Origin of the sequence: Micromonospora luteifusca (assembly GCF_016907275.1) — a bacterium.
GTDB classification, from domain to species: domain Bacteria; phylum Actinomycetota; class Actinomycetes; order Mycobacteriales; family Micromonosporaceae; genus Micromonospora; species Micromonospora luteifusca.
In genome coordinates this window covers 1,261,174-1,284,157 of sequence record NZ_JAFBBP010000001.1, presented here as the reverse complement: position 1 = coordinate 1,284,157, position 22,984 = coordinate 1,261,174, and the positions used below count along the sequence as shown (strand labels likewise).

The following is a 22,984-nucleotide window of genomic DNA, read 5'->3' as shown; positions in this document are numbered from 1 at the left end:
CCGCTCAGCGGTCGACCAGCAGCAGCCACTCGTCGTCGAGTCGTTCGACCACGGCGCCCGTCGGCCATCGGTGACCAGGATCGACCACCGCCCGGGCCTGGTCGACCTGCGGCGGGCGGCTGAACTGTGCGTCGCGGAAGCTGGCCATGCTGTGGAACCGGGCCCGGCCGAAGTTCGCGGCGTCGGTGAAGCGGGCGTGGTCGAACAGCGCCTCCGCGCCGAAGATCGTCCAGCGGAACAGCGCCATGTTCGTGAAACGGGCGGCGTGGAAGCTGGCCGACCCGGCGAACTCGGTGTGCTCCATCGACAGGGCGCCGACAAAGTCGGCCTCCCGGAACGAGGCGGCGTCCTCGAAGCGGGTCGCGTCGAAGCTGGTCGGCTGGCCGAAGGTCGCCCGACGGAATGAAACCGGGCCGGCGAAGCTGGACCGCCGGCAGGACAGGTCGTCGAACGAGGCGTCGTCGAAGCTGGCCGAACCGCCGACGCGAACGCCGTCCAGCACGATCTCCCCCTCGACGTTGAGATCGTCGAAGACCACGTCACCGAAGACCGCCGCCCCGAGCAGGAGACGCCCCCGCGCCGTCGCACCCGCGAAGGTGGTCGTGCCGGTGAACGTCGCCGCCGTGAAGTTCGCGTCGACCAGGGTGCAGCCGGCGGCGTCGAAGTCGACAAGCGCAGCACCGGTCAGGTCCAGCCTGACCTCCGGCCAGTAGGTCGCGTCGTCCGCGCGCAGGTGCCGGGTCAGCACGCGCTGCGCGGTGCGTCGGACCTCCGTCTCGCGCGGCTCGCCGTCGCCCGCCGGCATCCGCAGGTACGCGCAGAGCACCGCCGCGATCGTCGGGCGCTGCCCCGGATTGTCCTGACCGAGGCGTTCCAGGGCGTGCAGGCCGCCGAGGCGTACCGCCGCGCTGTCGTTGCCGAGCAACTCGACCGCGCGGGTGTAGAGCTCGGTCAGCCGACGCTCGGCGGCGTCATGTTCGGCCGCGCCGGACTGCCGATCCTGGTGGCGTTGCGCGGCTTCGGCCACCGCCTCGGCGTGCGACTGCACCCGGTCCCGGTGTGCCTGGTCCTGGGCAGCGATGCTTTCCTGGTGCCGCTGCGCTCGCTCGGTGATCCACTGTCGCCGCCCGGCCAGCAGCAGCGCGAGCCCTCCGCCGGTGCCGGCGACGACGGTCAGGCCGGTGCGGATCGCGTCGATGCGCAGAGTGGCGCGGGTGTCCGGTTGGGTGGCCCGGTCGGCCTCGCTGAGCAGCAGGTCCAGCACCAGCCAGCCCAGGGCCGCGGCGATCAGCAGGCCGACCAGGACCAGCCACCACGGCATCACTCGCAGCTGGTGCGCGGGTTTGTCGACAGCCACGGCCACAGCATGCCAGCCACCGCCCGGGTCCGATATGGACCTTGACGGTATGCCCGTTTACGCCCCCGCCGGAACAACGGGTTACCGGCGCGTAACAAGTCATTGACGTGTCTGAATTGTTACGGGCATGATCGTCACACGGTCGACCGGATACCCCCACCCACCTGCCCGGTACGCCGGGTGCCTCCCTCCGGAGGTGCAGCCATGCTGCTCCGAAAGACCGCCCTCGTCCTGACCCTCGCCACCGCCGCCCTGCTCACGTTCACCACTCCGGCGACCGCCGAACCCGTGGCCCCCGCCGATGTCGTGGCCGCCCCGACAGCCGCCGCGGCGGCCAACCCGGTGATCGTGGTCGGCGGGCTCAGCGGCGTCGCCGTCGCGTACGAGCCGATCGCCGGCCGCCTGCGCGCCGACGGCTACCGCGCCTTCGTCTACCAGTTGCCCGGGTTGGGTCTCGGTGACATCCCCACCTCGGCTCGCGCGTTCGCCACCTACGTCAACCAGGTCCGTGCCACCACCGGCGCCGCCGCCGTGGACCTCGTCGCACACTCCGAGGGCGGCCTGGTCGCCCGCTACTACCTCAAACGGCTCGGCGGCACCGCCACCGTCGGCCGGTACGTCAGCCTGGGCTCACCGCAGTACGGCACCTACGTGGCCAACATCGTGGCGTTCCTCGGCCTGGGCAGTTGCGCCGGCATCGTGGCCTGCCAGCAGATGGCCATCGGCTCCGCGTTCCTCGCCGACCTCAACGGCGGTGACGACACTCCCGGACCGGTGCGCTACACCACCATCCGCACCCTCCAGGACGAGCTGGTCCGCCCGACCGGGAACGCCGTCGTCAACGATGGCGCCACCAACGTCCTCATCCAGGCGTACTGTCCGCTGCGGGTGGTCGGGCACCTCGGCCTGGTGCTCGACGGGACGGCGTACACCATCGTGCGCGGCGCCCTGATCGACGGCCCGGTGCGACCCAACTGCCTGGCGCTCTGAACAGCCCGCAGTACCGGCCGGTGATCCGCCAGGCCGGTGGGGGCGGGGGCGGCCGGGCTTCAGCGACGCGGTGGTCATCGCGGTGCTCGCCCAGGCAACCGAGGCGCTGCGGGCTGCCCGGGAGCCCGGTTCGGACGCCGCCGGCTGAACCGACGACGTCCGAACCCGACGCGTCAGCTCGCCTTGGCCAGCGCCTCGAACTCGTCGTCGGTGAGCCGCACGTCGGCCGCGCCCACGTTCTCCTCCAGGTGCGCCACCGAGGACGTACCGGGGATCGGCAGCATCACCGGCGAACGGCGCAGCAGCCAGGCCAGCGCGAGCTGCGCGGGCGACGCGCCGTGCGCGGTGGAGATGGCGTCCAGCGGGCCGCCCGGACGGGCCAGCTCACCGGTCGCGATCGGGAACCACGGGATGAACGCGAGGTCGTTGCGCTCGCAGTACTCCAGCACGTCCTCGGCACTGCGGTTCGCGAGGTTGTAGAGGTTCTGTACGGAGGCGATCGTGGTGATCGCGCGAGACTCCTCGATCTGCGCCACGCTCACCTCGGACAGCCCGATGTGCTGGATCTTGCCCTCCTGCTGCAACAGCGCCAGCTCACCCAGCTGATCGGCGAGTGGCACCTTCGGGTCGATCCGGTGCAGCTGGTACAGCGGGATGCTGTCCAGGCCGAGGTGGCGCAGGCTCAGCTCACACTGCTGCCGCAGGTACTCCGGGCGGCCCACCGGACGCCAGTCGCCGGGGCCGGAGCGGGTCAGCCCGGCCTTGGTCGCGATGACCAGATCGTCGGCGTACGGGTGCAGCGCCTCGCGGATCAGCAACTCCGAGACGAACGGCCCGTACGAGTCGGCGGTGTCGATGAACGTCACGCCCAGCTCGACGGCCCGGCGCAGCACCCGCACCGCCTCCGCCGGGTCCTTCGGGTCGCCCCAGACACCCGGGCCGGTAATCTGCATCGCCCCGTAACCGAGACGGTTGACGGTGACGTTCCCGCCGATCCGGTACGTGCCGGACGCCTTCGCGGGCTGCTCACTGATGTTTGTCGCCATGGGTAGATCATCCCCCGGAACTCGGCCGTCACACCGCGTGTCGACCGACTGTGTGCGTGGACACGTCACCTGCCCGCCAAGGCCAGTTGCCCGCAAGCGCCCGCTATGGGCGGAGCGTACGTGCGACGCTGGCCGGGGCCGGCGCGTGCCGGCGCGACGGCGGAGGGAGCACCCATGGCGGGAGTGCCGCAGGTCAACTTCGCGCTCGACACGTACGAGTGCATCGTGATCTATCCCGGCGCGGCCGGACGGGTCCTGCCCGACGAGACCGTCCAACGGTTGCAGTCCGAGCACGCCGAGCACATGCAGGCCTTGCAGCGCAGCGGCATCGTCCTGGTCGCCGGGTCGATCGACGGACCGGCCCGCAATCCGGAGCCGCCGATCGGCTTCGGGCTGGCCCGCACCGGGAGCGTCGACGACGTCCGCAGCGTGCTGGAGGCCGACCCGGCGGTGCAGGCCGGGCTCTACCGGGTGGATGTGCTGACCTTCCTCTGCCCGGCGGGGTCCCTGGAGTTTCCGCTGGTCAAGACCGAGAGCTGACCTGCCGCTCCATCGGTGGCTGTCGTGATGACGACGGCGCTCGGCGGTGCGCCGGTGTTACGGTCGCGCCCAGCGAGGGCCGCCACCGGGGCGCACCCGGAAGCCTTGGGTCGGCCCCGGTCGAGGAGTCGCCATGATCTCCGCCGCCACCGGTGATGTCGCGACGGCCGCCGCCCGGCTGCGCGCCCTGCTCGGCGACCGGCTGCACGAGCCGGGCGATCCCGGTTTCGTCACCACCACCCGGCTCTGGAACGGCGCGGTGCGGCGCGCGCCCGTACTGGTCGCCCAATGCCTGAACGACGACGAGGTGGCCGACGCGGTCCGCATCGCCGCCCGGTGCCACCTGGCCCTCTCGGTGCGTTCCGGCGGGCACGACTGGGCCGGCCGCGCGCTGCGCGACGGGGGCCTGGTGCTCGACCTGACCGGGCTGCGCGAGGTCCGGGTCGACCCGGACGCGGCCACGGTCACCATCGGCGGCGGCGCCACGGCGGCCGAGCTGCTCGCCGCCGCTCGCGCGTACGACCTGGTGGTGCCCACGGGTGTGGTCGGTGACGTGGGCATGGCCGGGCTCACCCTCGCTGGCGGGTACGGCCCGCTCTGTGGCCGGTTCGGTCTGAGCTTGGACAACCTGCTCGGCGCGGAGGTGGTCCTCGCCGGCGGCCGTCGGGTCACCGCCGACCCCCGCCACGACGCCGAGCTGTACTGGGCGCTCCGCGGCGGCGGTGGAAACCTCGGCATCGTCACCGAGCTGCGCTTCCGTGCGCATCGGCTGCCCGCCGTGCTGGCCGGCATGATCATGTTCACGCTGGCCGAGGCGCCGGCCGTGCTGCGCGGTTACGGCGCGCTGATCGCAGAGGCCCCGGACGAGCTGACCGTGATGGCCGGCTTCCTGCCCGGCCCGGCCGGTGAGCCCGTGGTCTTCGTCTGCCCGTTCTACAGCGGCCCGGACCTGGACGTCGGGTTGCCGTGGCTGGAGCGGCTGCGCGCGCTGGGCACCCCGTTGGTCGACCAGATCGCCCCGATGCCGTACGCGGACGCGCTGCGGATGTTCGACGGCGGAATGGTCGACGGCAACCACTACCTGCTGCGTACCCGCTGGCTGCCCGCGCTGACCGACGGTGCCGTGGATGTGCTCGTCGACGCGGCCCGGCAGGTCAGCTCGCCGTTCTCCGCGCTGGCCCTGCACCACTTCCACGGTGCGGCCACCCGGGTCCGGCTCGCCGACACGGCGTTCGGCCTGCGTCGCGACCACCTGCTGACCGAGATCATCTCGGTCTGGGCACCCGGCGACCAGTCCGGGCCGCACCGGGAGTGGGCCGAGCGCCCCTCGGCGGCCCTCGCTCCGCACGCCCTGCCCGGTGGTTACCCCAACCTGCTCGCCCCGGAGGAGACCGACCGGGTCCGGCTCGCCTACGGCACGAACTGGGCGCGGCTGCGCCGGGCGAAGCGCCACTACGACCCGCGTGACCTGCTCACCGCGGTGCCCACCCTGCCCTCGTCGGGGCATCCACGGTGAGCCTCTGTCGGGAGCACCCCGACAGCGCACGTCAACGGAGGCGTACGATTCCCGGCGCGCGGTCGCCGTTGCCCGTCGCCACAACGTTCCCGGTGCGGTTCCGCCCGCCGGCCCGACGCGCACCGCGCGTTGTTGGACACATGTTCCGCTGCCTGCAATGGGTCGGCCCCGAGTCCGACCTGAAGGAGAGACTAGCCTGATGGGCGTGACACGCCGTGTGAAGATCGTCTGCACCCTTGGTCCCGCCACCTCGTCCCCGGAGCGCATCCGGGGTCTCGTCGAAGCCGGCATGAACGTGGCGAGGCTCAACTTCAGCCACGGCAGCCACGCCGATCACGAGGCGGTCTATCGACTGGTCCGGGAGGCGTCCGAGGCGGCAGGTAAGCCCGTGGCGGTCCTCGCCGACCTGCAGGGCCCCAAGATCCGCCTCGGCAAGTTCGCCGACGGCCCCCACGAGTGGCGCACCGGCGACTCGGTGGTGATCACCGGTGACGACATTCTCGGCACCAAGGAGCGGGTCTCCTGCACCTATCGCAAGCTGCCGCAGGAGGTGAAGCCCGGTGACCGGCTGCTGATCGACGACGGTCGGGTCGCCGTCGAGGTCACCGACGTCACCGGCAACGACATCCGCTGCCTGGTCACCGAGGGTGGCCCGGTCTCCAACAACAAGGGCGTCTCGCTGCCCAACGTGGCGGTCAGCGTGCCCGCCATGTCGGAGAAGGACGCCGAGGACCTGCGCTTCTCCCTCGGCCTCGGCGTCGACCTGGTCGCGCTCTCCTTCGTCCGCTCGGCCGAGGACATCAAGCTCGTCCACGGCATCATGGCCGAGGAGAACGTGTTCCGGCCGGTGCTGGCCAAGGTCGAGAAGCCGGAGGCCGTGGAGCACCTCGAAGCCATCGTGCTGGCCTTCGACGGCGTGATGGTCGCCCGCGGTGACCTCGGCGTCGAGATGCCGCTGGACCAGGTCCCCCTGGTGCAGAAGCGCGCCGTGCAGTTGTGCCGGGAGAACGCCAAGCCGGTCATCGTGGCCACCCAGATGCTCGACTCCATGATCGAAAATTCCCGCCCCACCCGGGCGGAGGCCTCCGACGTCGCCAACGCGGTGCTCGACGGCGCGGACGCGGTGATGCTCTCCGGCGAGACCAGCGTCGGCAAGTACCCGGTGCTGACCGTCAGCACCATGGCCAAGATCGTGACGACCACCGAGTCCGGCTCGATCGGGGTGCCCCGGCTGCAGCACGACCCGCGTACCCACGGTGGCGCGCTCACCGTTGCCGCCTCGTCGATCGCCCGGGCCATCAACGCCAAGGCGCTCGTCGCCTTCTCGCAGACCGGTGACACCGTCCGACGGCTGTCCCGCCTGCACTGCGACCTGCCGCTGCTGGCCTTCACGCCGGTCCCCGAGGTGCGCGACCAGCTCGCCCTCACCTGGGGCGTGGAGACCTTCCTGATGCCGTTCGTGCAGCACACCGACGACATGTTCCGCCAGGTCGACCAGGCGCTGCTCGGCCTCAACCGGGCCAACCCCGGTGACTACGTGGTGATCGTGGCGGGCAGCCCGCCCGGCACCCCCGGCTCGACCAACACGCTGCGCGTCCACCAGCTCGGCTCGCTGGTCGACGCGGCGTCGGCGCGGGCCCTGCAGTGAGCGACGGTCGGGTCGCGGTCGGCCAGGCGGCGGTGGACCAGCTGCTGGAAGTGTTGGACCTCGACCCGACCGGGGAAATGACCTTCCGGGGGATGAGCCCCCCGGTCGGCCCACAACGGGTGTACGGCGGCCAGGTAGCGGGTCAGGCCCTGGTCGCCGCCGGCCGCACGGTCGATCCGGAGCGGTTCGTGCACTCGCTGCACGGTTACTTCGTCCGCCCCGGCGACCCCGTCGAGCCGATCGAATACCAGGTGGAGAACATCCGCGACGGCCGGTCCTTCTCGGTGCGCCGCTCCGTCGCCCTCCAGCACGGTAAGCCGATCTTCTTCATGTCGGCGTCGTTCCAGCGGGCCGAGGAGGGTCTGGACCACCAGGCCCCGGCCCCACTGGACGTACCCCCGCCGCAGGACGTGCCGACGATGAACGACCGGCTCTCCCGTTACCCGGAGCGGCTGGGCATCTGGGGTCAGATCCCGCGCCCGATCGACGTGCGCTACGTCGGCGAGCCCGGCTGGGTCCGCCCCGGCGACCGACCCGCCGACCCGCACCAGCGCGTCTGGATGCGGATCGACGGCAAACTGCCGGACGATCCACTGCTGCACGCCTGCGCGCTCACCTACGCGTCGGACCTCACCCTGCTGGACTCGGTGCTCTCCGCGCACGGGGAGGTGTGGGGGCCGGGCGGGTTGGTCGGCGCGAGCCTCGACCACGCCCTGTGGTTCCACCGGCCGTTCCGCGCCGACGAGTGGTTCCTCTACGACTGCTTGAGCCCGTCGGCGTCCGGTGCGCGTGGGCTGGCCACCGGCCGGATGTTCACCACGGACGGCCAGCAGATCGCCAGCGCCGTCCAGGAAGGTCTGCTGCGTCGCGTAGGCGCCTGAGACGGTCGATCATCCCCGCCAGGCGCGCACCCGCAACGGGAGCGTCGTGGCGGGGATGAAGCGCCGTCAGGCCTGGTAGATAGCCTCGCCGGCGATTTCGATCTGCACCGTCTTGCCGACCAGCACCCCGCCGCTCTCGAGCATGACATTCCAGATCAGGCCGTAGTCCTCACGGTTGATTTCGGCCATCGCGCTGAATCCAAAGATGTTCTGCCCGTACGGATCAGTACGAGCGCCACCGAAATTCACCTCAAGGTCGACAGCCCGCGTGATTCCCTTCACCGTCAACTCACCGGTGAGCACGAATCGGCCGGGTGTGCCGTCGGACTGCGGCGGGACAATGGGACTCCGGCCTCGCCCACCGAGCCGATGGCTGCGCAGACGGGCCCACTGGAAGATGGGGTCCTCGTTGCCCTGCCACTTGATCCCGGTGCTTCGATATTCGAGCGTGGGGTAACGCTCCACATCGAGGAAATCGGCACTCTTCAGATGCGTGTCCCGGTCGGCGCTGCCGGTGGTGATGCTCGCCGACGCGATGGTCGCCGTCACCGAGGAGAGCAGCGGGTCCTCCGCCACGAAGATCTGTGCCGTGGCCTCGGCGAACTCGCCGCGCACCGGGCTCACCATCATGTGCCGGGACAGGAAACCGATCCGCTTGTGCGCCTGATCGAGAAGATAGGTGCCGGCGACCGGGATGGTCATGCCATCCCAGGTGCGTGTGGCGATATCGGTCATCGTGTTTGCCTTCCCCCCGATGTGTATCAATATGCTGCCCGGCGTCGCTCAAGCGGTCTGACAGTCGTACCCTCGCCCAGCATAAGGACGCTCCATGCTGGCATTTTTGCGCCCACCAAACGGTGGTTCATGAGCTACTTCACTGGTCCTCGACGGCGACCGGAACGGACGCGAATGGCGCGAGTTCTTATCGATGCGTGCCCGGGCGACCGAGGGTCGGCCGCTCGGCCGACTGACCAGCGGCTAACCTTGCCGGCATGCGCCTCTCCGCCCGGGTCGACTACGCCCTCCGCGCGGCCGCTGAGCTTGCCGCGACGGCCAGTGGTCCTGGGCGCGGCCGGCCGGTCACGGCCGACCAGATCGCCCGTGCCCAGGAAATCCCGCCGAAGTTCCTGGAAAGCATCCTGCTCCAGTTGCGCCGGGGCGGCATCGTGCACGCCCAGCGCGGTCCGGAGGGCGGATACTGGTTGGCCCGCCCCGCCGAGGAGATCACCCTCGCCGAGGTGATCCGGGTGATCGACGGGCCGCTCGCCCACGTACGCGGGCAGCGCCCGGAGCAGCTCGGCTACCACGGCCCGGCGCGCGCGCTCCAGGAAGTCTGGATCGCGTTGCGGGCGAGCGAGCGGGAGATCCTGGACCTGGTCAGCATCGCCGACGTGGCCGCGGGCACCATGCCCCCGCGCGTCACCGAGCTGGTCGCCGACCCGCGCGCCTGGATCTGACGGCCTGCCCCTCGGCGGCTTCGCGTCGTTAGTGCTGCGCGGTGGCTTCGCGGTCTCGCGTGGTTCGTGCCGGACGGCGACTTCTGTTGCGGCGTGCCGCACGAGCGCGTCCCATCCACCGATCTGGTGCTTGACCCCGGCAGTCCCGTGGCGCATTGTCGACCAAGTCGATAGGAGATATCGAAAAGTCAGGGGGCGCTCGTGCGCAAGCTGCTGATCCTCGCTCTGGTCGGGCTCGCCGCGCAGTTGATCGACGGTTCGCTCGGCATGGCGTACGGGCTGACCTCGTCCACTCTGCTGCTGGTCGCCGGGGTCGCTCCGGCCGCCGCCTCGGCCTCGGTGCACCTGGCGGAGATCGGCACCACGCTCGCCGCCGGGGTCGCGCACTGGCGGTTCGGCAACGTCGACTGGGCGGTGGTGACCCGCATCGCCCTGCCCGGCGCGATCGGCGCCTTCGCCGGTGCCACCCTGCTCAGCTCGATCTCCACCGAGTCGGCCGCGCCGTGGATGGCCGGCATCCTCTTCACGATCGGCGCGTACCTGCTGGTCCGCTTCGCTCGACCGCTGCGTACCGATCGGGTCGGTGGGCGGCTGCGTGGTCGTTTCCTCGGACCCCTGGGCCTGGTCGCCGGCTTCGTCGACGCAACCGGCGGCGGCGGGTGGGGGCCGGTGGCGACTCCGGCGCTCCTGGTCTCCGGCCGGTTGGAGCCACGCAAGGTGATCGGCTCGGTGGACACCGCCGAGTTCGTGGTGGCCGGCGCGGCCAGCGTCGGCTTCCTGATCGGGCTCGGCACCGAGGGGTTCCTGCTCCCCACCGTCGCCGCGCTACTGGTCGGCGGGATCATCGCCGCACCGCTGGCCGCCTGGCTGGTGCGTATCGTGCCCGCTCAACTGCTCGGCGCGGCGGTCGGCGGCGTGATCGTGCTGACCAACGCCCGCACGTTGATCCGCTCCGCCGAGTTGGACGGCCCGGCCCGACCCACCGTGTACGCCCTGCTGGCCGCCGGCTGGCTGGCCGCGCTGGTGCTCGCGGTGCGGGCGCTGCGTCGTACCCGCCGGGCCCGGGCCGAGGCCGCGAACACCTCCGCCTCGGCCTCTGCCTCCCTTGCCGGTCCCGACGACCTCGCTGCGGCGCCCGCCGTCGCGGCTCCGGTCGAGCTGGCGGCAACGGGTACGCCAACCCCGCGCTGACCCCCGCGCCGGCCCCAACCCGCGCGCCTGCCGGTGAGTCCGCTCGTGCCGTTCGGCGGCCCGCGTCCATCTGAGGCGCCAAGATCCGGGCAACTTCAGGGAAACTGCTGCCTCCGGCGGGTCTGAGGCAGCAACTTCGGAGAAGTTGCTCGGATCTTGACGCGGTCGCGGTCGCGGTCGCGGTCGCGGACGGGGTGCGGGCTGCGGGGTGCGGGGAGGTCAGGGGGTGAGGAGGTCTTTGGCCGTGTTGGCGAGCAGTGCCCAGGCCTCGTCGATGTGTACCTCGGTCGTTTGTGGCGAGCCAACCGCCAGTCGCAGCGTGTAACGACCGGCGACCCGGGTGTGCGTCAGGTGCACCCGCCCGGTGCTGTTCACTCCGGCGAGCAGTGCCGCGTTGACGTCGTCGTCGGCGCGCAGTCGGAAGCAGACGAGCGAGAAGGGGTGTGCCGCCGCCAGTTCGAACCGGTCGTCGGCGCGGACCCGTTCGGCGAACCGGCCGGCCAGCGCCACCCCGGAGCGGATGTGTGCCCGCAGCCCTTCGGCGCCGTACCAGCGCAACACGAACCACAGCTTCAAGGCCCGGAAGCGCCGGCCCAGCGGCACCTGCCAGTCCCGGTAGTCGATCACCGCACCGGACTCGGAGGCCGCGTTGCGCAGGAATTCCGGCAGTACGGTCAGCGCTTCGATCAGCTCGGCGCGGTCGGCCACCCAGAACGCGTCGCAGTCGAAGCCGGTGAGCAGCCACTTGTGGGGGTCGAAGCAGTACGAGTCGGCGTACTCCAGGCCGGCGTGCGACCACCGCAGCTCGGGGCAGACGGCGGCAGCGCCCGCGTACGCGGCGTCGACGTGCAGCCAGATCCCGTACTCGGCGCAGATCGCCCCGATTTCCGGCAGCGGGTCGACGGCGGTGGTGGAGGTGGTGCCGATGGTCGCCACCACGATGGCGGGTACGTCCCCGGCGGCGAGGTCGGCCTTGATCGCCGCGCGTAGAGCGTCCGGCAGCAGTGCCTGGGTGTCCGGGTCCACCTGGATCGGCCGGACCCCGTCGGCACCCAGCCCGGCGATCCTTGCGGCCTTCTCGATGGAGGAGTGCCCGTGGATGGAGGTGTACGCGCGGTAGCGCCGGTCGATGCCGGTGTCGCGCCAGCGACCCCCGCTGGCGCGGTGCAGCGCGGCCAGGGTGGCCACCAGGGTCGCCGAGGACGCCGAGTCCTGGATGACCCCGCCGCCGGCGCCGGTCGAGTGGAACCGCTGCGGCAGGTCCATCAGTTGGGCCAGCCAGTCCATCAGCACCGTTTCCAGTTCGGTGCAGGCCGGGCTGGTGGCCCAGAGCATGCCCTGTACGCCGAGCCCGGAGCTGACCAGGTCGCCGAGCACGCTCGGGCCGGAGGTGTTGGCCGGGAAGTAGCCGAAGAAGCCGGGGTGCTGCCAGTGGGTCAGGCCGGGTAGGACGATCGAGTCCAGGTCGGCGAGGACCGCCTCGACGGGTTCGCCTCCGGCGGTGGGCGGCGCGGCGGGCAGGGCGGCGGTCACCGTGCCCGGCGGGTCGGCCGGGGCGACCGGTCGTTGCTCGAGCGTCGTCCAGTAGTCGGCGATCCAGTCGACGACGGCGTGGCCGGCGCGACGGAACTCGGCAGGGTCCATGTGGGGGGCGCTCACCCGAACGAGTTGATCAGGCATCGATCGTCGAGGCAAGACCAGGCGCCACCACCATCAGATCGGGCCGAGGCGAGACCGGGCGTCCGCTGAGTATGACGACCATCGATGTTGCGCCCTGGAAAACGCTTGCCTTACGATGCGCGGTGAGTCGGATCCGTGAGTTCCAGGGCGTACACCCCCGATCAGATCGCCGTCCGCCGCCGTGGTGGCGGGGCGAGTCCACTGTGCTTCCCGGGCAGGGCGCGTGGGCCGCGGCGATCACCAGCGGATCCCCGGAGGCAGTCCCATGCACCCGTCCAGACATCGGCTGATCCTGCTCGCGGGTACGACGGCCGCCGCCGTCGTGGCCGGCACCCTCGGCACGGTCGTCGCCTCGGCCGCCGCCGTCGGCTGCCGGGTCGACTATCAGATCACCAATCAGTGGCAGGGCGGCTTCGGCGCCAACGTCACCGTCACCAACCTCGGCGACCCGGTCAACGGGTGGGCCCTCACCTGGTCGTACGCGGCGGGCCAGCAGGTCACCCAGGCGTGGAACGCCGTTGTCACCCAGGCCGGTGCCCAGGTCACGGCGCGCAACGTCGACTACAACGCCACGATCGCCACCAACGGCACCGCCGCGTTCGGCTTCAACGGGTCGTGGACCGGCACCAACCCGGTGCCGTCCAGCCTCGCGCTCAACGGGACCACCTGCACCGGCGCCCCGTCCACCGACGGCCCGACCACCCCGCCACCGACGACCACCCCGCCGACGACCACGCCACCGACCACCACCCCGCCGCCAACCACGCCTCCTCCGTCGGGGGCGAAGCAGATGGAGAACCTGGACCGAGGGCTGATCAGCGTCCGTTCCGGCAACGGCAACCTGGTCTCCTGGCGGCTCCTCGGCACCGAAACCTCCGGGGTCGCGTTCCACCTCTACCGGGGCTCCACCAGGGTCAACGCCAGCCCGATCACCGGCGCCACCAGCTACCTCGACAGCGGGGCGGCGGCCGGCTCGGCGTACACCGTGCGGGCCGTGGTCGGCGGCGCCGAGCAGGCGGCGTCGGCGCCGGCGTTGCAGTTCGGCGCGGGCTACCTGGACGTGCCGTTGCAGGTGCCGGCCGGGGGGAGCACCCCGAGCGGCGAGAGCTACTCCTACAGCGCCAGCGACGCCTCCGTCGGCGATCTCAACGGCGACGGCAGCTACGAGATCGTGCTCAAGTGGGACCCGTCGAACGCCAAGGACAACTCCCAGTCCGGCTACACCGGGAACGTCTACGTCGACGCGTACACCCTGACCGGCAGTCGGCTGTGGCGGATCGACCTGGGCCGCAACATCCGCGCCGGAGCCCACTACACCCAGTTCCAGGTGTACGACTACGACGGCGACGGTCGCGCCGAGGTGGCCATGAAGACCGCCGACGGCACCCGCTCCGGCACCGGTCAGCTCATCGGCTCGTCGTCGGCGGACCACCGCAACTCCAGCGGCTATGTGCTGTCCGGCCCGGAGTACCTGACCATGTTCAACGGTCAGACCGGCGCGGTGCTCTCCACCGTCAACTACGACCCGCCGCGCGGCACCGTGTCGTCCTGGGGTGACTCGTACGGCAACCGGGTGGACCGGTTCCTCGCCGGCACCGCGTACCTCGACGGGCAACGCCCCTCGCTGATCATGGCCCGGGGCTACTACACCCGTGCGGTGGTCGCGGCCTGGGACTTCCGCAACGGCACCCTGACCAAGCGCTGGACGTTCGACTCGAACGCCTCCGGCAACGGCGCCGCCGCCGGTCAGGGCAACCACCAGCTCTCCGTCGCCGACGTCGACGGTGACGGCCGCCAGGAGATCGTCTACGGCGCCGCCACCATCGACGACAACGGCCGCCTGCTCTACTCGACGGGCAACGGGCACGGCGACGCCCTGCACGTGGGGGACCTCGACCCGGGTCGCGCCGGCCTGGAGGTGTTCAAGGTCGACGAGGACGCCAGCAAGCCCAGCTCCTGGTTCGCCGACGCCCGTACCGGTCAGATCCTCTGGTCCACGCCGGCTTCCGGCGACAACGGCCGGGGTGTCTCCGCGGACATCTGGGCGGGCAGCCCGGGTGCGGAGTCCTGGTCGTCAGCGGTCGCCGGGCTGGCCAACACCAGAGGGCAGAACATCGGCCGCAAGCCGTCGTCGGCAAACTTCCTCGCCTGGTGGGACGGCGACCCGGTGCGGGAGCTGCTCGACGGCACGGCAGTCGACAAGTACGGCACCGGCGGCGAGACCCGGTTGCTCACCGGCAGTTCGGTGGCGTCGAACAACGGCACCAAGTCCACGCCGGCGCTCTCGGGCGACATCCTGGGTGACTGGCGTGAGGAGGTGATCTGGCGAACCACCGACAGTCGGGCCCTGCGCATCTACAGCACGCCCACCCCGACCAGCACCCGGATCCACACCCTGATGCACGACCCGCAGTATCGGGTGGCGATCGCGTGGCAGAACACCGCCTACAACCAGCCGCCACACCCGGGGTTCTTCATCGGCGACGGAATGGCCAACCCGCCCACTCCGAACATCTACCTACGTTGATCTGACCCCTGGCGGTCCCGACCGGGGTCGCCTAGGGTGGCAGGCACCGGGCCGCAGCCGCGGAATCCGCTCAGCTCCGGCCCGGTGCGCCACACCGCGGCATTCCCAACCCGTCCCGACCGGGAATGCCGTACCACCACCGGCACCAACATTAGGCTCCGTCGGGGTCGGCGGGGTGACGCTGACGTGAAGATCGTGTTTCACGCCCGCTGGCGCAGACCGCCCGCCACCTGCTCGGCAATCAACTCGTACGACCGCACCCGGTCCTGCACGTCGTACACGAGCGTGGTGAGCATCAGCTCGTCCGCGCCGGTGCGCTCCACCAGCTCGGTCAGCTGCCGGCGCACCGTCTCCGGTGAACCCATCGCCTGACCGTCGCGGCGCTGCAGCACGAACTCCCGCTCGATCTCGGAGTACGGGTACGCCGCCGCCTCGTCGGGCGTCGACAGCGGCTCCGGTCGGCCGGAACGCAGCTTCAGGAACGACAGGGCGCTCGGCCCCGCCAACCACTCGGCGCGCTCGTCGGTGTCCGCGCACACCGCGTTGACCGCCACCATCGCGTACGGCTTGTCCAACCACTGCGACGGCCGGAAGTTCTGCCGGTACAGGGCCAGCGCCGGCAGGGTGTTCGCCGAGCTGAAGTGGTGCGCGAACGAGAACGGCAGACCGAGCAGACCGGCGAGCTGGGCGCTGAAACCGCTGGAACCCAGCAGCCACACGGCGGGCTGCTCACCGCGACCCGGCGTGGCGATGATCTGCCCCGGCCGTTCCCCGCTGAAGTAGTTCATCAGGTCCGCCAGCTCGCGGGGGAAACCCTCCGCCGACAGGCCCTCCATGGTGCGCCGCAACGCCAGCGCGGTCACCTGGTCGGTGCCCGGCGCCCGCCCGATGCCCAGGTCGATCCGACCAGGGTGCAGCGCCTCCAGGGTGCCGAACTGCTCGGCCACCACCAGCGGCGCGTGGTTGGGCAGCATCACCCCGCCCGACCCGAGCCGGATGGTCGACGTGTTCGCCGCCAGGTGCGCCAGCAGCACCGCGGGGGCGGAGCTGGCGATCGCCGGCATGTTGTGGTGCTCGGCCACCCAGAACCGGTGGTAGCCCAGCTCCTCGGTGCGGCGGGCCAGCTCGGTGGTGGCTTCCAGGGCCGCGCCGACAGTGGTGGCCTTGGCGACCGGAGCAAGATCAAGAACAGACAACGGTACGGTGATCACACGCTCAGCCAACCCGCTGTCGACCGGATTTGTTCCGCTTGGCCGGCATCTGTCGGTTGATTCACCCCTGTCACCGCTCAGCCCATCCCACGAGCCTGCTCGAAGATCAGACTGGTCTGGGTGTGCTGCACCACCGGATCGACCGCCAGATGATCCAGCACGAAGTCACGCAACGCGTCGCCCGACGCCGCCCGCACGTGCAGCACGTAATCCTCCGCACCGGCCACGTGGAACACCGAGACCACCCCGGGCAGGCGCACCGACCGGGCCCGGAACGCGTCCACCGCCGCCCGCTCGTGCGCGGTCAACCGCACCGACACCAACGCCTGCAACGGCAGTCCCAGCGCGGCCGGATCCACCTCCGCGTGAAAACCGCGGATCGCGCCACGCTCCCGCAGCGCCCGGGTACGGGTCAGGCACGTCGACGGTGCCACGCCCACCCGCTCGGCGAGAGCGTTGTTCGGCAGCCGGCCATCCGCGGCCAGCTCGGTCAGGATTGCGCGGTCCACCTCGTCCAGGGCCGGAAACGGCCGCACATCATTCGGCTCAGGGGGCATCCAGCCATCCTTGCCCGAATCCCTCAACGAAACCAGGCCCATCGGCAGAATCATCTGCCAACCCATTGCCCGCTGGCCGGAAGATGTTCGACGCTACCGGCATGACATCGGTGGACACCCGAGCCGTACACGCCGGCCGCGACGACCTGCGCACCCTCGGCGTGCACGTACCGCCCATCGACCTGTCCACCACCAACCCACTGCCCTCAGTCGACGAGGGCGGCGCCGCGTACGAGCAACTCGCCACCGGCGGCACATTCCCCGCCGAGGGCGGGGCCGTCTACCAACGGCTCTGGAACCCCACCGTCGCCCGCTTCGAAACCGCCCTCGCCGAACTCGAAGGCACCGCCCAGGCTGTCGCCTTCGCCAGCGGAATGGCCGCCCTCACCGCCACCCTCCTCGCCGCCGCCCGCAACGACCGCCGGCACGTCGTCGCCGTCCGACCGCTCTACGGTGGGACCGACCACGTCCTCGCCACCGGCCTGCTCGGCACCACCGTCACCTGGGCGCACCCCGACGAGATCGCCGCCGCCATCCGCCCCGACACCGCACTGGTCATCGTCGAGACGCCTGCCAACCCCACCCTCGACCTGGTCGACATCGCGGCCCTCGCCGCCGCAGCCGGCGACATCCCGCTGCTGGTCGACAACACCGTCGCCACCCCCGTACTGCAACAACCCGCCCGGCATGGCGCCACCCTCGTCCTGCACAGCGCCACCAAGAGCATCGGCGGACACGGCGACGTGCTCGCCGGCGTCGTCGCCTGCGACGCCGACTGGGCCGTGCGACTACGCCAGGTCCGCGCGGTCACCGGCGCGATCCTGCACCCGCTCGGCGGCTACCTGCTGCACCGCGGCCTGCAAACATTGCCACTGCGGGTCCGCGCCCAGCAGGCCACCGCCGAGAAGCTCGCCGGCTGGCTCGCCAACCACCCCGCCGTACACCGGGTGCACCACCCCTCGGTGCACGACCCGGCGGCGCTGGTCGGCCGCCAGATGGCCGGACCCGGCAGCCTGCTCGCCTTCGAGGTACGCGGCGGCGCACCCGCCGCGGCGGCCGTCGCCGGCGCCTGCCAACTCATCACCCACGCGGTGTCCCTCGGCGGCGTCGACACCCTGATCCAGCACCCCGCCTCGCTGACCCACCGACCCGTCGACGGCGATGCGAAACCGGCCGCCGGGCTGCTGCGACTCTCGGTCGGCCTGGAGGACCCCGAAGACCTGCGCGCCGACCTCGCCCACGCACTCGACACGCTCACCTGACCGGACGCCGGTCAGCGCAGCTCGCGATTGCCCAGCACCCGGCTGGGCGAACCCTGGCGAGCCACCCGCAGCATCGCCAGGCCGATCCCCTCGGTCGTGGTGATCTGATTCGGCAGCCAGCGGCGCAACACCGGAACGAGCGGACGGGTGATCGCGTACCCGATCCGGTACCAACGGGTCTTCGACACCACCCCGTGCGTCGGCTGGATGAAGCCGGGCCGCGCCGCGTAGCCGTTGGGCAGCAGGTCGATGATCGCGTTCTCGGTACGACCCTTGACCCGGGCCCACATCACCCGACCCTCGCCCGACGAATCAGTCCCCTGACCCGAAACGTAGATGAACGTGACCTGCGGGCTCACCTGCGCCAACAGCCGCGCCGCCGCGAGCGGGTAGTCATGGCTGACCCGCGTGTACGCGGCCTCACCCAAACCCAACGACGAGACACCCAGGCAGTAGAAACACGCGTCCACCCCGGTCAACTCGGCCCGCACCGCGTCCAACTCACCCACGTCCGCGACCGTCAGCTCACGTAGCTTCGGATCCTGCGCACCGGTCGGCCTCCGGCCGACCGTCACCACCTCCCGCACGTCGTCGGCGAGCAGGCACTCCCGCAGAACGCCCTGGCCGACCATGCCGGTCGCACCGAAGATGACCACCCGCATCGGTCCCCACCCCTGTCGTCGACCCCGCCAACGGCCGTTCCGCCCGGGTGTCAGCCAGGCTCCCACGGTCCGTGTGATCCGCGCGGGTAGCGGTCAGGATTTGGGGCCGACATGCCGGTCCAGCGTGGCGACCGCGTTGCGTCGCGCCACCGACAGCGAGTTGCGGCGGTTCATCCGCCAGGCGATGCCGAGCAGGTCGAGGCTCCACTGGCAGAGCGCCATGATGTCCGCCGACTCGTTGACGAACATGTAGCGCGGGTAGACGTACGCCTTGCCGCGCACGGTCACCCGGTTGGCGAACCGACAGCCGTCGGAGTGGAACAGCCCACGCAGGAAGTCACCCGGATGCGTCGCGACGATGTCCCGTTGCCAATCGGCGAGGACGATTGGCCGTTCGTGTTTCTTGCCCGGACCATGCTGGGGAAGCAGGCATGGCCAGTGCTTGCCGGAGCTCTGCACGCTGACGCAACCAGGCTGATGGACGCGCTGGACCTTCGCCGCGAGCACCTGCCGCATGCTGGCGTCGCACGCCTCGATCAAGCCCGGCCAACTACTGCTGCAAGCGATGCGCAGCACCGGTACCCGTGCGGAGGTGACGAGATGCCCGTCGCCCAGGTAGAGACCGAGCAGGTAGAGGTATGCAGACGGATCTGTCTGATTCCTGACCTCGGGCCGGCAGCGAAAGCACCGAAGCTCGCTGCTGGACCTTCTCGGCTCGACCTGGTGCTTGCACCAGCCCCTGACCGTCGGGTACGGAAGTCTCAGACGTCTGGCAACCTCGGCGACCGTGCTGCCGGCGAGGTGCTGCTGCCGTGCACGAATGCGTAGTTCAGGTGGATGCACATGACGATTTTGGAACAGCCGTACGACACTTTTGGTGCCCCCGGTGGGATTCGAACCCACACTGTCGGAGGTTTGAGCTCCGCTTCTCTGCCGGTTGGAATACGGGGACGCTTGGCCGAATGCTCTGGCGGCCTCCCATAGGTTACCTACTACGCTGAGGGCGGTGACACCCGGCTGGGCGGGTGTCAGGTTTCGACTGGTGGGGGTAGGGCTGGTGGCTGAGATGCCGACGGATGCCGAGCGTAGGCGCGTACTGATCGCCGAGGACGAGGCGCTGATCCGGCTGGACCTCGCCGAGATGCTGGTCGAAGAGGGTTACGAGGTGGTGGGGGAAGCCGGTGACGGTGAGACCGCCGTCCGCCTCGCCGAGGAGTTGAAGCCCGATCTGGTCATCCTCGACATCAAGATGCCGATCATGGATGGGCTGGCCGCCGCCGAGCGCATCGCCGGCGCCCGGATCGCTCCGGTGATCATCCTGACCGCGTTCAGCCAGCGTGACCTGGTGGAGCGGGCGCGGGCTGCGGGCGCGATGGCGTACCTCGTGAAGCCCTTCCAGAAGAGCGACCTGGTCCCGGCGGTGGAGATCGCGCTGTCGCGTTACTCCGAGGTCGCGGCCCTGGAGGCGGAGGTCGCGAGCCTGACCGACCGCCTGGAGATCCGCAAGGCCGTGGAGCGCGCCAAGGGTGCGCTGATGACCACGTACGGGATGACCGAGCCACAGGCGTTCAAGTGGATCCAGCGCACGGCAATGGATCACCGGATGACCATGAAAGAGGTCGCCGAGCGGATCCTCGCGGAGACCGCTGGCGGCGAGGTGTCGCAGCAGCCGACCGTCTGAAGACCCGACCTGCGCGATTCCGGCCGCGTGGGGCCCCCGGTCGCGGTGTCCGGTGGTTAGCATCGACGGGTGTCCGTCCGACGGGTGATCGCGGTGTTCGGCCTCTTCGCGCTGGTCCTTGCCGGCTGCGACGGGCCGGCCGCGCCGAGCGGCACCGGGTCGCCGTCGGCCGCGCCGGCGCTGCGGCCGGATTGGCAGCCCTTGGCGCTGCCGGCGCCGCCGGGTGGCGAGGGTCGTCTTCTGGTACGCGACGCGACATCATGTGCGGGTCGGTGGTTCGTGGTCGGTGGCGTCGCCGACACCGCCGGCGGGACTCGTCCGGCGGCGTGGACCAGCGTGGACGGTACGACCTGGACGGTGGTGACGGTCCGTCCGGATTCCTTCTACGGTCGGCAGAACGTCTTTCTCTCGGTGGCTTGCCGGGACGGTGAGGCGGCGCTGATCGGCGCCAAGGTCGGTGGCGCGCACGGCTATCCGCGGATCAGCACGTGGCGGCAGGTGGCTGACGGCGCGCTGGTCGAGGTGCAGGCGCCATTCGAGACGTTCGGCGGTCCGACGGCGGTGAACGTGTCCCGCCTGACGGCCGGTGGGCAGGGCTGGCTCATCGTCGGCAACCGTTCGGCGGGTGCGGCCTCCTGGGTGTCGTCGCCGGACGCGGCGGAGTTCGCACTGGTCGAGGGTGCACCGGAGCTGGCCAGTGACGCGGTCGGAGTGACCTGGGCGTTCGACGCGGTGGCGACGTCGTCGGGCTGGCTGGCGGTGGGTGGTCTCCTACCGGTGGGCCGGATCGACCGTGACCCGGCGCTGTGGTCGTCGCCGGACGGGCGGTCGTGGCGGCGCACGGTGTTGCCGGGCGGTTCGGAGTACGAGGAGTTGCAGCGGGTTGCGCTGGTCGGCGGGGTGCCGGTGGCGGTGGGGCTGCGGGGGTCGACGTTCGGCGTGTGGCGGCAGGAGGCCGCGGGCTGGGTGGCCGCCGGGACGTTCGGGCGGCGGGCCGGAGCCGGGGTGCCGGGTGTGGCGTCGCTGGTGTCGTCCGGGGACCGGCTGTTCGCCGCGGTGACCGATGGGGCGCGGCAGTCGGTGTGGGTGTCGACGGATCGGGGTGGGTCGTGGCGGGAGGCCGCGATGCCACTCGACGTGCCGGCCGGCGTTGATCGGGACGTGACGCTGGTGGCGGTGGGTGACCGGTGGTGGTTGGCGGCGGATGACGGGACGCGGGCCGGGCTGTGGTCGGCGGCCGGCGTGGGCGTCTGAGCGTCAGCGTGGCGTGCCGCGCCGTGCGGGATGCGAAGTGCCGAGCTATTTCCCCAGGTCAATAGCCTCTCGTCAGCTGGGATCGGTCCGGGTGGGTACGGGTGACCTCCGACCGGACGCGGACTTAAGGACCAAAAGACGGGTTCACCTGTGACGGACATCGACATGATTGCCCGCGTCTTCGTAACGGTTTCGCAGACCCCGGGTTCAGGCCTTCCGGGACGGTATGCGGTATCGGTACGCTCCGCCATCACGAGCCGTAACGCAGGGGGAGTCTCTGCGGGGTGGGTGGAATTGCGGTCTGCTGCTGTCGCCGTCGCAACGGGTCAGTCGCGTCCGCATCTGGAGGAGGTCAGGAAGCCGTGAGGCGAAGCTATGTAAGGGCGCTGGGTACGGTGGCGCTCGCCGCGACCCTGGTGGTCGCGGCTGGTTGCCAGGATTCCGGTGGCGGCGACGGTGGGACCGCGTCGGGTGACTGCGGTGGCAAGATCGCGATCTTCGGCGCGTTCACGGGTGACAACGCGGGTCTGGTGATCCCGTCGCTGAACGGCGCGAAGCTCGCCGTGAAGCAGTTCAACGCGGCGAACCCGAACTGCAAGGTCGAGATGCAGCCGTTCGACACCCAGGGTGACCCTGCGGTGGCGACCCCGTTCGCGAACCAGATCGCGGGGGACAACTCGTTCCTCGGTGTCATCGGTGGTCACTTCTCCGGTGAGTCGGACGCGACGATGCCGATCTACCAGGCCGCGGGCCTGGCGATGGTCAGCCCGTCGGCGACCCGGACCGACCTGACCCAGAAGGGCAACAAGTCCTTCTTCCGCGTGGTCGGCAACGACGGCACGCAGGCCGGTGCGGTGGCGAGCTACCTGAAGACGCAGAACGCTCAGAAGGTCTTCCTGGTCGATGACGCCAGCGCATACGGCGCGGGCATCACCGAGGAGCTGGGCAAGCAGCTCGGCCCGCTGATCGTGAACAAGGACAAGATCCAGGAGCGGCAGGCGCAGTTCGACGCCACCATCTCCAAGATCAAGTCTGCGCAGGCGGACTTCGTCTTCTACGGCGGCTACACCCGTGAGGCTGCTCCGCTGGTGAAGCAGATGCGTGCCGCTGGTGTCCAGGCCAAGTTCGTCGGCCCGGACGGTCTCTACGACCCGGCGTTCCCGGAGGGTGCCTCCGGCGGTGCCGAGGGCGCGATCATCACCTGCCCGTGCCTCCCGGCTGACAAGGCCGGCGGCACCTTCTCGGCCGACTACCAGAAGGAGTACGGCATCCCGCCGGGCTCCTACGGTGCGGAAGGCTTCGACGGCGCGACGATCTACCTGGACGCCTTCAAGGCCGGCAAGAAGACCCGGGCGGAGCTCCTGGAGTACGTCAAGTCGTACGACAAGCAGGGCGTGTCGAAGTACATCAAGTTCGACGCCAAGGGTGACGTGGACCCGACGAAGGTCGTCATCTGGGCCTACCAGATCAAGGGCACTGCTATCGAGGCGCTGCAGGAGCTCAAGCTCAGCTGACGCCTAGGCA

The 22,984-nt window shown here is 70.6% G+C and carries 20 protein-coding genes and 1 tRNA gene; 12 read left to right on the top strand and 9 right to left on the bottom strand.

Annotated features, from left to right (window positions below; genetic code table 11):
- Positions 1–4: 4 nt before the first annotated feature.
- Positions 5–1,357, bottom strand: a complete 1,353-nt coding sequence (locus tag JOD64_RS33730; protein WP_204941200.1) for a pentapeptide repeat-containing protein — start codon at positions 1,355–1,357, stop codon at positions 5–7.
- A gap of 204 nt (positions 1,358–1,561) precedes the next feature.
- On the opposite strand from JOD64_RS33730, the gene JOD64_RS05350 reads away from it, so the two are divergent.
- Positions 1,562–2,347 carry an esterase/lipase family protein gene (locus JOD64_RS05350; protein ID WP_204941199.1) on the top strand — a complete coding sequence of 262 codons (786 nt, stop codon included), beginning with the start codon at positions 1,562–1,564 and terminating at the stop codon, positions 2,345–2,347.
- A 173-nt stretch (positions 2,348–2,520) separates the two neighbouring features.
- On the opposite strand, the gene JOD64_RS05345 is transcribed toward JOD64_RS05350, so the two are convergent.
- Positions 2,521–3,393, bottom strand: coding sequence for an aldo/keto reductase (locus tag JOD64_RS05345; protein ID WP_204941197.1), 873 nt, complete (start codon positions 3,391–3,393; stop codon positions 2,521–2,523).
- 174 nt (positions 3,394–3,567) lie between these two features.
- Between JOD64_RS05345 and JOD64_RS05340 the strand changes: the two genes are divergently transcribed.
- The 4 genes from JOD64_RS05340 (at position 3,568) to JOD64_RS05325 (ending at position 7,978) form a co-directional block, all read left to right on the top strand.
- Positions 3,568–3,933: a YciI family protein gene (locus JOD64_RS05340; protein WP_204941195.1), complete on the top strand. Its 366-nt coding sequence runs from the start codon at positions 3,568–3,570 to the stop codon at positions 3,931–3,933.
- A gap of 133 nt (positions 3,934–4,066) precedes the next feature.
- Entirely contained in the window at positions 4,067–5,449 is a 1,383-nt protein-coding gene (locus JOD64_RS05335; RefSeq protein WP_204941194.1) for an FAD-binding oxidoreductase, read from the top strand.
- A 199-nt stretch (positions 5,450–5,648) separates the two neighbouring features.
- Positions 5,649–7,097 (top strand): pyruvate kinase, encoded by a 1,449-nt coding sequence (gene pyk, locus JOD64_RS05330; protein WP_204941192.1) that lies wholly within the window; start codon positions 5,649–5,651, stop codon positions 7,095–7,097.
- A complete protein-coding gene (locus JOD64_RS05325) occupies positions 7,094–7,978 on the top strand; it encodes an acyl-CoA thioesterase (RefSeq protein WP_204941191.1) in 885 nt (294 codons plus the stop codon). Before pyk ends, JOD64_RS05325 begins: the two co-directional genes overlap by 4 nt.
- Positions 7,979–8,044: 66 nt before the next feature.
- Here JOD64_RS05325 and JOD64_RS05320 read toward each other — a convergent pair whose 3' ends face one another.
- Positions 8,045–8,713 (bottom strand): YceI family protein, encoded by a 669-nt coding sequence (locus JOD64_RS05320; protein WP_204941189.1) that lies wholly within the window; start codon positions 8,711–8,713, stop codon positions 8,045–8,047.
- A gap of 257 nt (positions 8,714–8,970) precedes the next feature.
- On the opposite strand from JOD64_RS05320, the gene JOD64_RS05315 reads away from it, so the two are divergent.
- Positions 8,971–9,435 carry an RrF2 family transcriptional regulator gene (locus tag JOD64_RS05315; RefSeq protein ID WP_204941187.1) on the top strand — a complete coding sequence of 155 codons (465 nt, stop codon included), beginning with the start codon at positions 8,971–8,973 and terminating at the stop codon, positions 9,433–9,435.
- Positions 9,436–9,636: 201 nt separating this feature from the next.
- Positions 9,637–10,626 carry a sulfite exporter TauE/SafE family protein gene (locus tag JOD64_RS05310; RefSeq protein ID WP_307813246.1) on the top strand — a complete coding sequence of 330 codons (990 nt, stop codon included), beginning with the start codon at positions 9,637–9,639 and terminating at the stop codon, positions 10,624–10,626.
- A 219-nt stretch (positions 10,627–10,845) separates the two neighbouring features.
- On the opposite strand, the gene JOD64_RS05305 is transcribed toward JOD64_RS05310, so the two are convergent.
- Complete coding sequence (locus JOD64_RS05305; protein ID WP_307813245.1) at positions 10,846–12,285, bottom strand: pyridoxal-dependent decarboxylase; 1,440 nt, start codon at positions 12,283–12,285, stop codon at positions 10,846–10,848.
- A gap of 286 nt (positions 12,286–12,571) precedes the next feature.
- Between JOD64_RS05305 and JOD64_RS05300 the strand changes: the two genes are divergently transcribed.
- A complete protein-coding gene (locus tag JOD64_RS05300; protein WP_204941186.1) occupies positions 12,572–14,833 on the top strand; it encodes a rhamnogalacturonan lyase family protein in 2,262 nt (753 codons plus the stop codon).
- 200 nt (positions 14,834–15,033) lie between these two features.
- On the opposite strand, the gene JOD64_RS05295 is transcribed toward JOD64_RS05300, so the two are convergent.
- Together JOD64_RS05295 and JOD64_RS05290 are read right to left on the bottom strand one after the other, a co-directional pair.
- On the bottom strand, positions 15,034–16,044 hold the full coding sequence (locus tag JOD64_RS05295; protein ID WP_307813244.1) for an LLM class flavin-dependent oxidoreductase: 1,011 nt from the start codon (positions 16,042–16,044) through the stop codon (positions 15,034–15,036).
- A gap of 77 nt (positions 16,045–16,121) precedes the next feature.
- A complete protein-coding gene (locus JOD64_RS05290) occupies positions 16,122–16,601 on the bottom strand; it encodes an Lrp/AsnC family transcriptional regulator (RefSeq protein ID WP_204941184.1) in 480 nt (159 codons plus the stop codon).
- Positions 16,602–16,684: 83 nt separating this feature from the next.
- Between JOD64_RS05290 and JOD64_RS05285 the strand changes: the two genes are divergently transcribed.
- Entirely contained in the window at positions 16,685–17,863 is a 1,179-nt protein-coding gene (locus JOD64_RS05285) for a trans-sulfuration enzyme family protein (RefSeq protein WP_204941182.1), read from the top strand.
- A gap of 11 nt (positions 17,864–17,874) precedes the next feature.
- Here the strand turns inward: JOD64_RS05285 and JOD64_RS05280 are convergent, their stop codons facing one another.
- The 3 genes from JOD64_RS05280 to JOD64_RS05270 all read right to left on the bottom strand — a co-directional run bounded on the left by JOD64_RS05280 (position 17,875) and on the right by JOD64_RS05270 (position 19,477).
- Positions 17,875–18,525: an NAD-dependent epimerase/dehydratase family protein gene (locus tag JOD64_RS05280; RefSeq protein ID WP_204941181.1), complete on the bottom strand. Its 651-nt coding sequence runs from the start codon at positions 18,523–18,525 to the stop codon at positions 17,875–17,877.
- A 93-nt stretch (positions 18,526–18,618) separates the two neighbouring features.
- Complete coding sequence (locus JOD64_RS32835; RefSeq protein WP_239560014.1) at positions 18,619–19,041, bottom strand: hypothetical protein; 423 nt, start codon at positions 19,039–19,041, stop codon at positions 18,619–18,621.
- A gap of 359 nt (positions 19,042–19,400) precedes the next feature.
- A tRNA-Leu gene (locus tag JOD64_RS05270) sits at positions 19,401–19,477 on the bottom strand.
- 105 nt (positions 19,478–19,582) lie between these two features.
- Here JOD64_RS05270 and JOD64_RS05265 point away from each other — a divergent pair.
- The 3 genes from JOD64_RS05265 to JOD64_RS05255 all read left to right on the top strand — a co-directional run bounded on the left by JOD64_RS05265 (position 19,583) and on the right by JOD64_RS05255 (position 22,974).
- The gene (locus JOD64_RS05265; RefSeq protein ID WP_088991522.1) at positions 19,583–20,206 is read left to right on the top strand and encodes an ANTAR domain-containing response regulator; all 624 of its coding nucleotides are present in this window, start codon (positions 19,583–19,585) and stop codon (positions 20,204–20,206) included.
- A gap of 69 nt (positions 20,207–20,275) precedes the next feature.
- Positions 20,276–21,460 (top strand): hypothetical protein, encoded by a 1,185-nt coding sequence (locus JOD64_RS05260; RefSeq protein ID WP_204941179.1) that lies wholly within the window; start codon positions 20,276–20,278, stop codon positions 21,458–21,460.
- Positions 21,461–21,822: 362 nt separating this feature from the next.
- A complete protein-coding gene (locus tag JOD64_RS05255) occupies positions 21,823–22,974 on the top strand; it encodes a branched-chain amino acid ABC transporter substrate-binding protein (protein ID WP_204941177.1) in 1,152 nt (383 codons plus the stop codon).
- Positions 22,975–22,984 lie beyond the last annotated feature (10 nt).

Excerpts from the sequence above, each read along its gene's own strand:
- JOD64_RS05350 (WP_204941199.1), top strand. The coding sequence starts at position 1,562 with ATGCTGCTCCGAAAGACCGCCCTCGTCCTGACCCTCGCCACCGCCGCC.
- JOD64_RS05345 (WP_204941197.1), bottom strand. The coding sequence starts at position 3,393 with ATGGCGACAAACATCAGTGAGCAGCCCGCGAAGGCGTCCGGCACGTAC.
- JOD64_RS05340 (WP_204941195.1), top strand. The coding sequence starts at position 3,568 with ATGGCGGGAGTGCCGCAGGTCAACTTCGCGCTCGACACGTACGAGTGC.
- JOD64_RS05335 (WP_204941194.1), top strand. The coding sequence starts at position 4,067 with ATGATCTCCGCCGCCACCGGTGATGTCGCGACGGCCGCCGCCCGGCTG.
- pyk (WP_204941192.1), top strand. The coding sequence starts at position 5,649 with ATGGGCGTGACACGCCGTGTGAAGATCGTCTGCACCCTTGGTCCCGCC.
- JOD64_RS05320 (WP_204941189.1), bottom strand. The coding sequence starts at position 8,713 with ATGACCGATATCGCCACACGCACCTGGGATGGCATGACCATCCCGGTC.
- JOD64_RS05315 (WP_204941187.1), top strand. The coding sequence starts at position 8,971 with ATGCGCCTCTCCGCCCGGGTCGACTACGCCCTCCGCGCGGCCGCTGAG.
- JOD64_RS05300 (WP_204941186.1), top strand. The coding sequence starts at position 12,572 with ATGCACCCGTCCAGACATCGGCTGATCCTGCTCGCGGGTACGACGGCC.
- JOD64_RS05290 (WP_204941184.1), bottom strand. The coding sequence starts at position 16,601 with ATGCCCCCTGAGCCGAATGATGTGCGGCCGTTTCCGGCCCTGGACGAG.
- JOD64_RS05285 (WP_204941182.1), top strand. The coding sequence starts at position 16,685 with ATGTTCGACGCTACCGGCATGACATCGGTGGACACCCGAGCCGTACAC.
- JOD64_RS05280 (WP_204941181.1), bottom strand. The coding sequence starts at position 18,525 with ATGCGGGTGGTCATCTTCGGTGCGACCGGCATGGTCGGCCAGGGCGTT.
- JOD64_RS32835 (WP_239560014.1), bottom strand. The coding sequence starts at position 19,041 with ATGCGGCAGGTGCTCGCGGCGAAGGTCCAGCGCGTCCATCAGCCTGGT.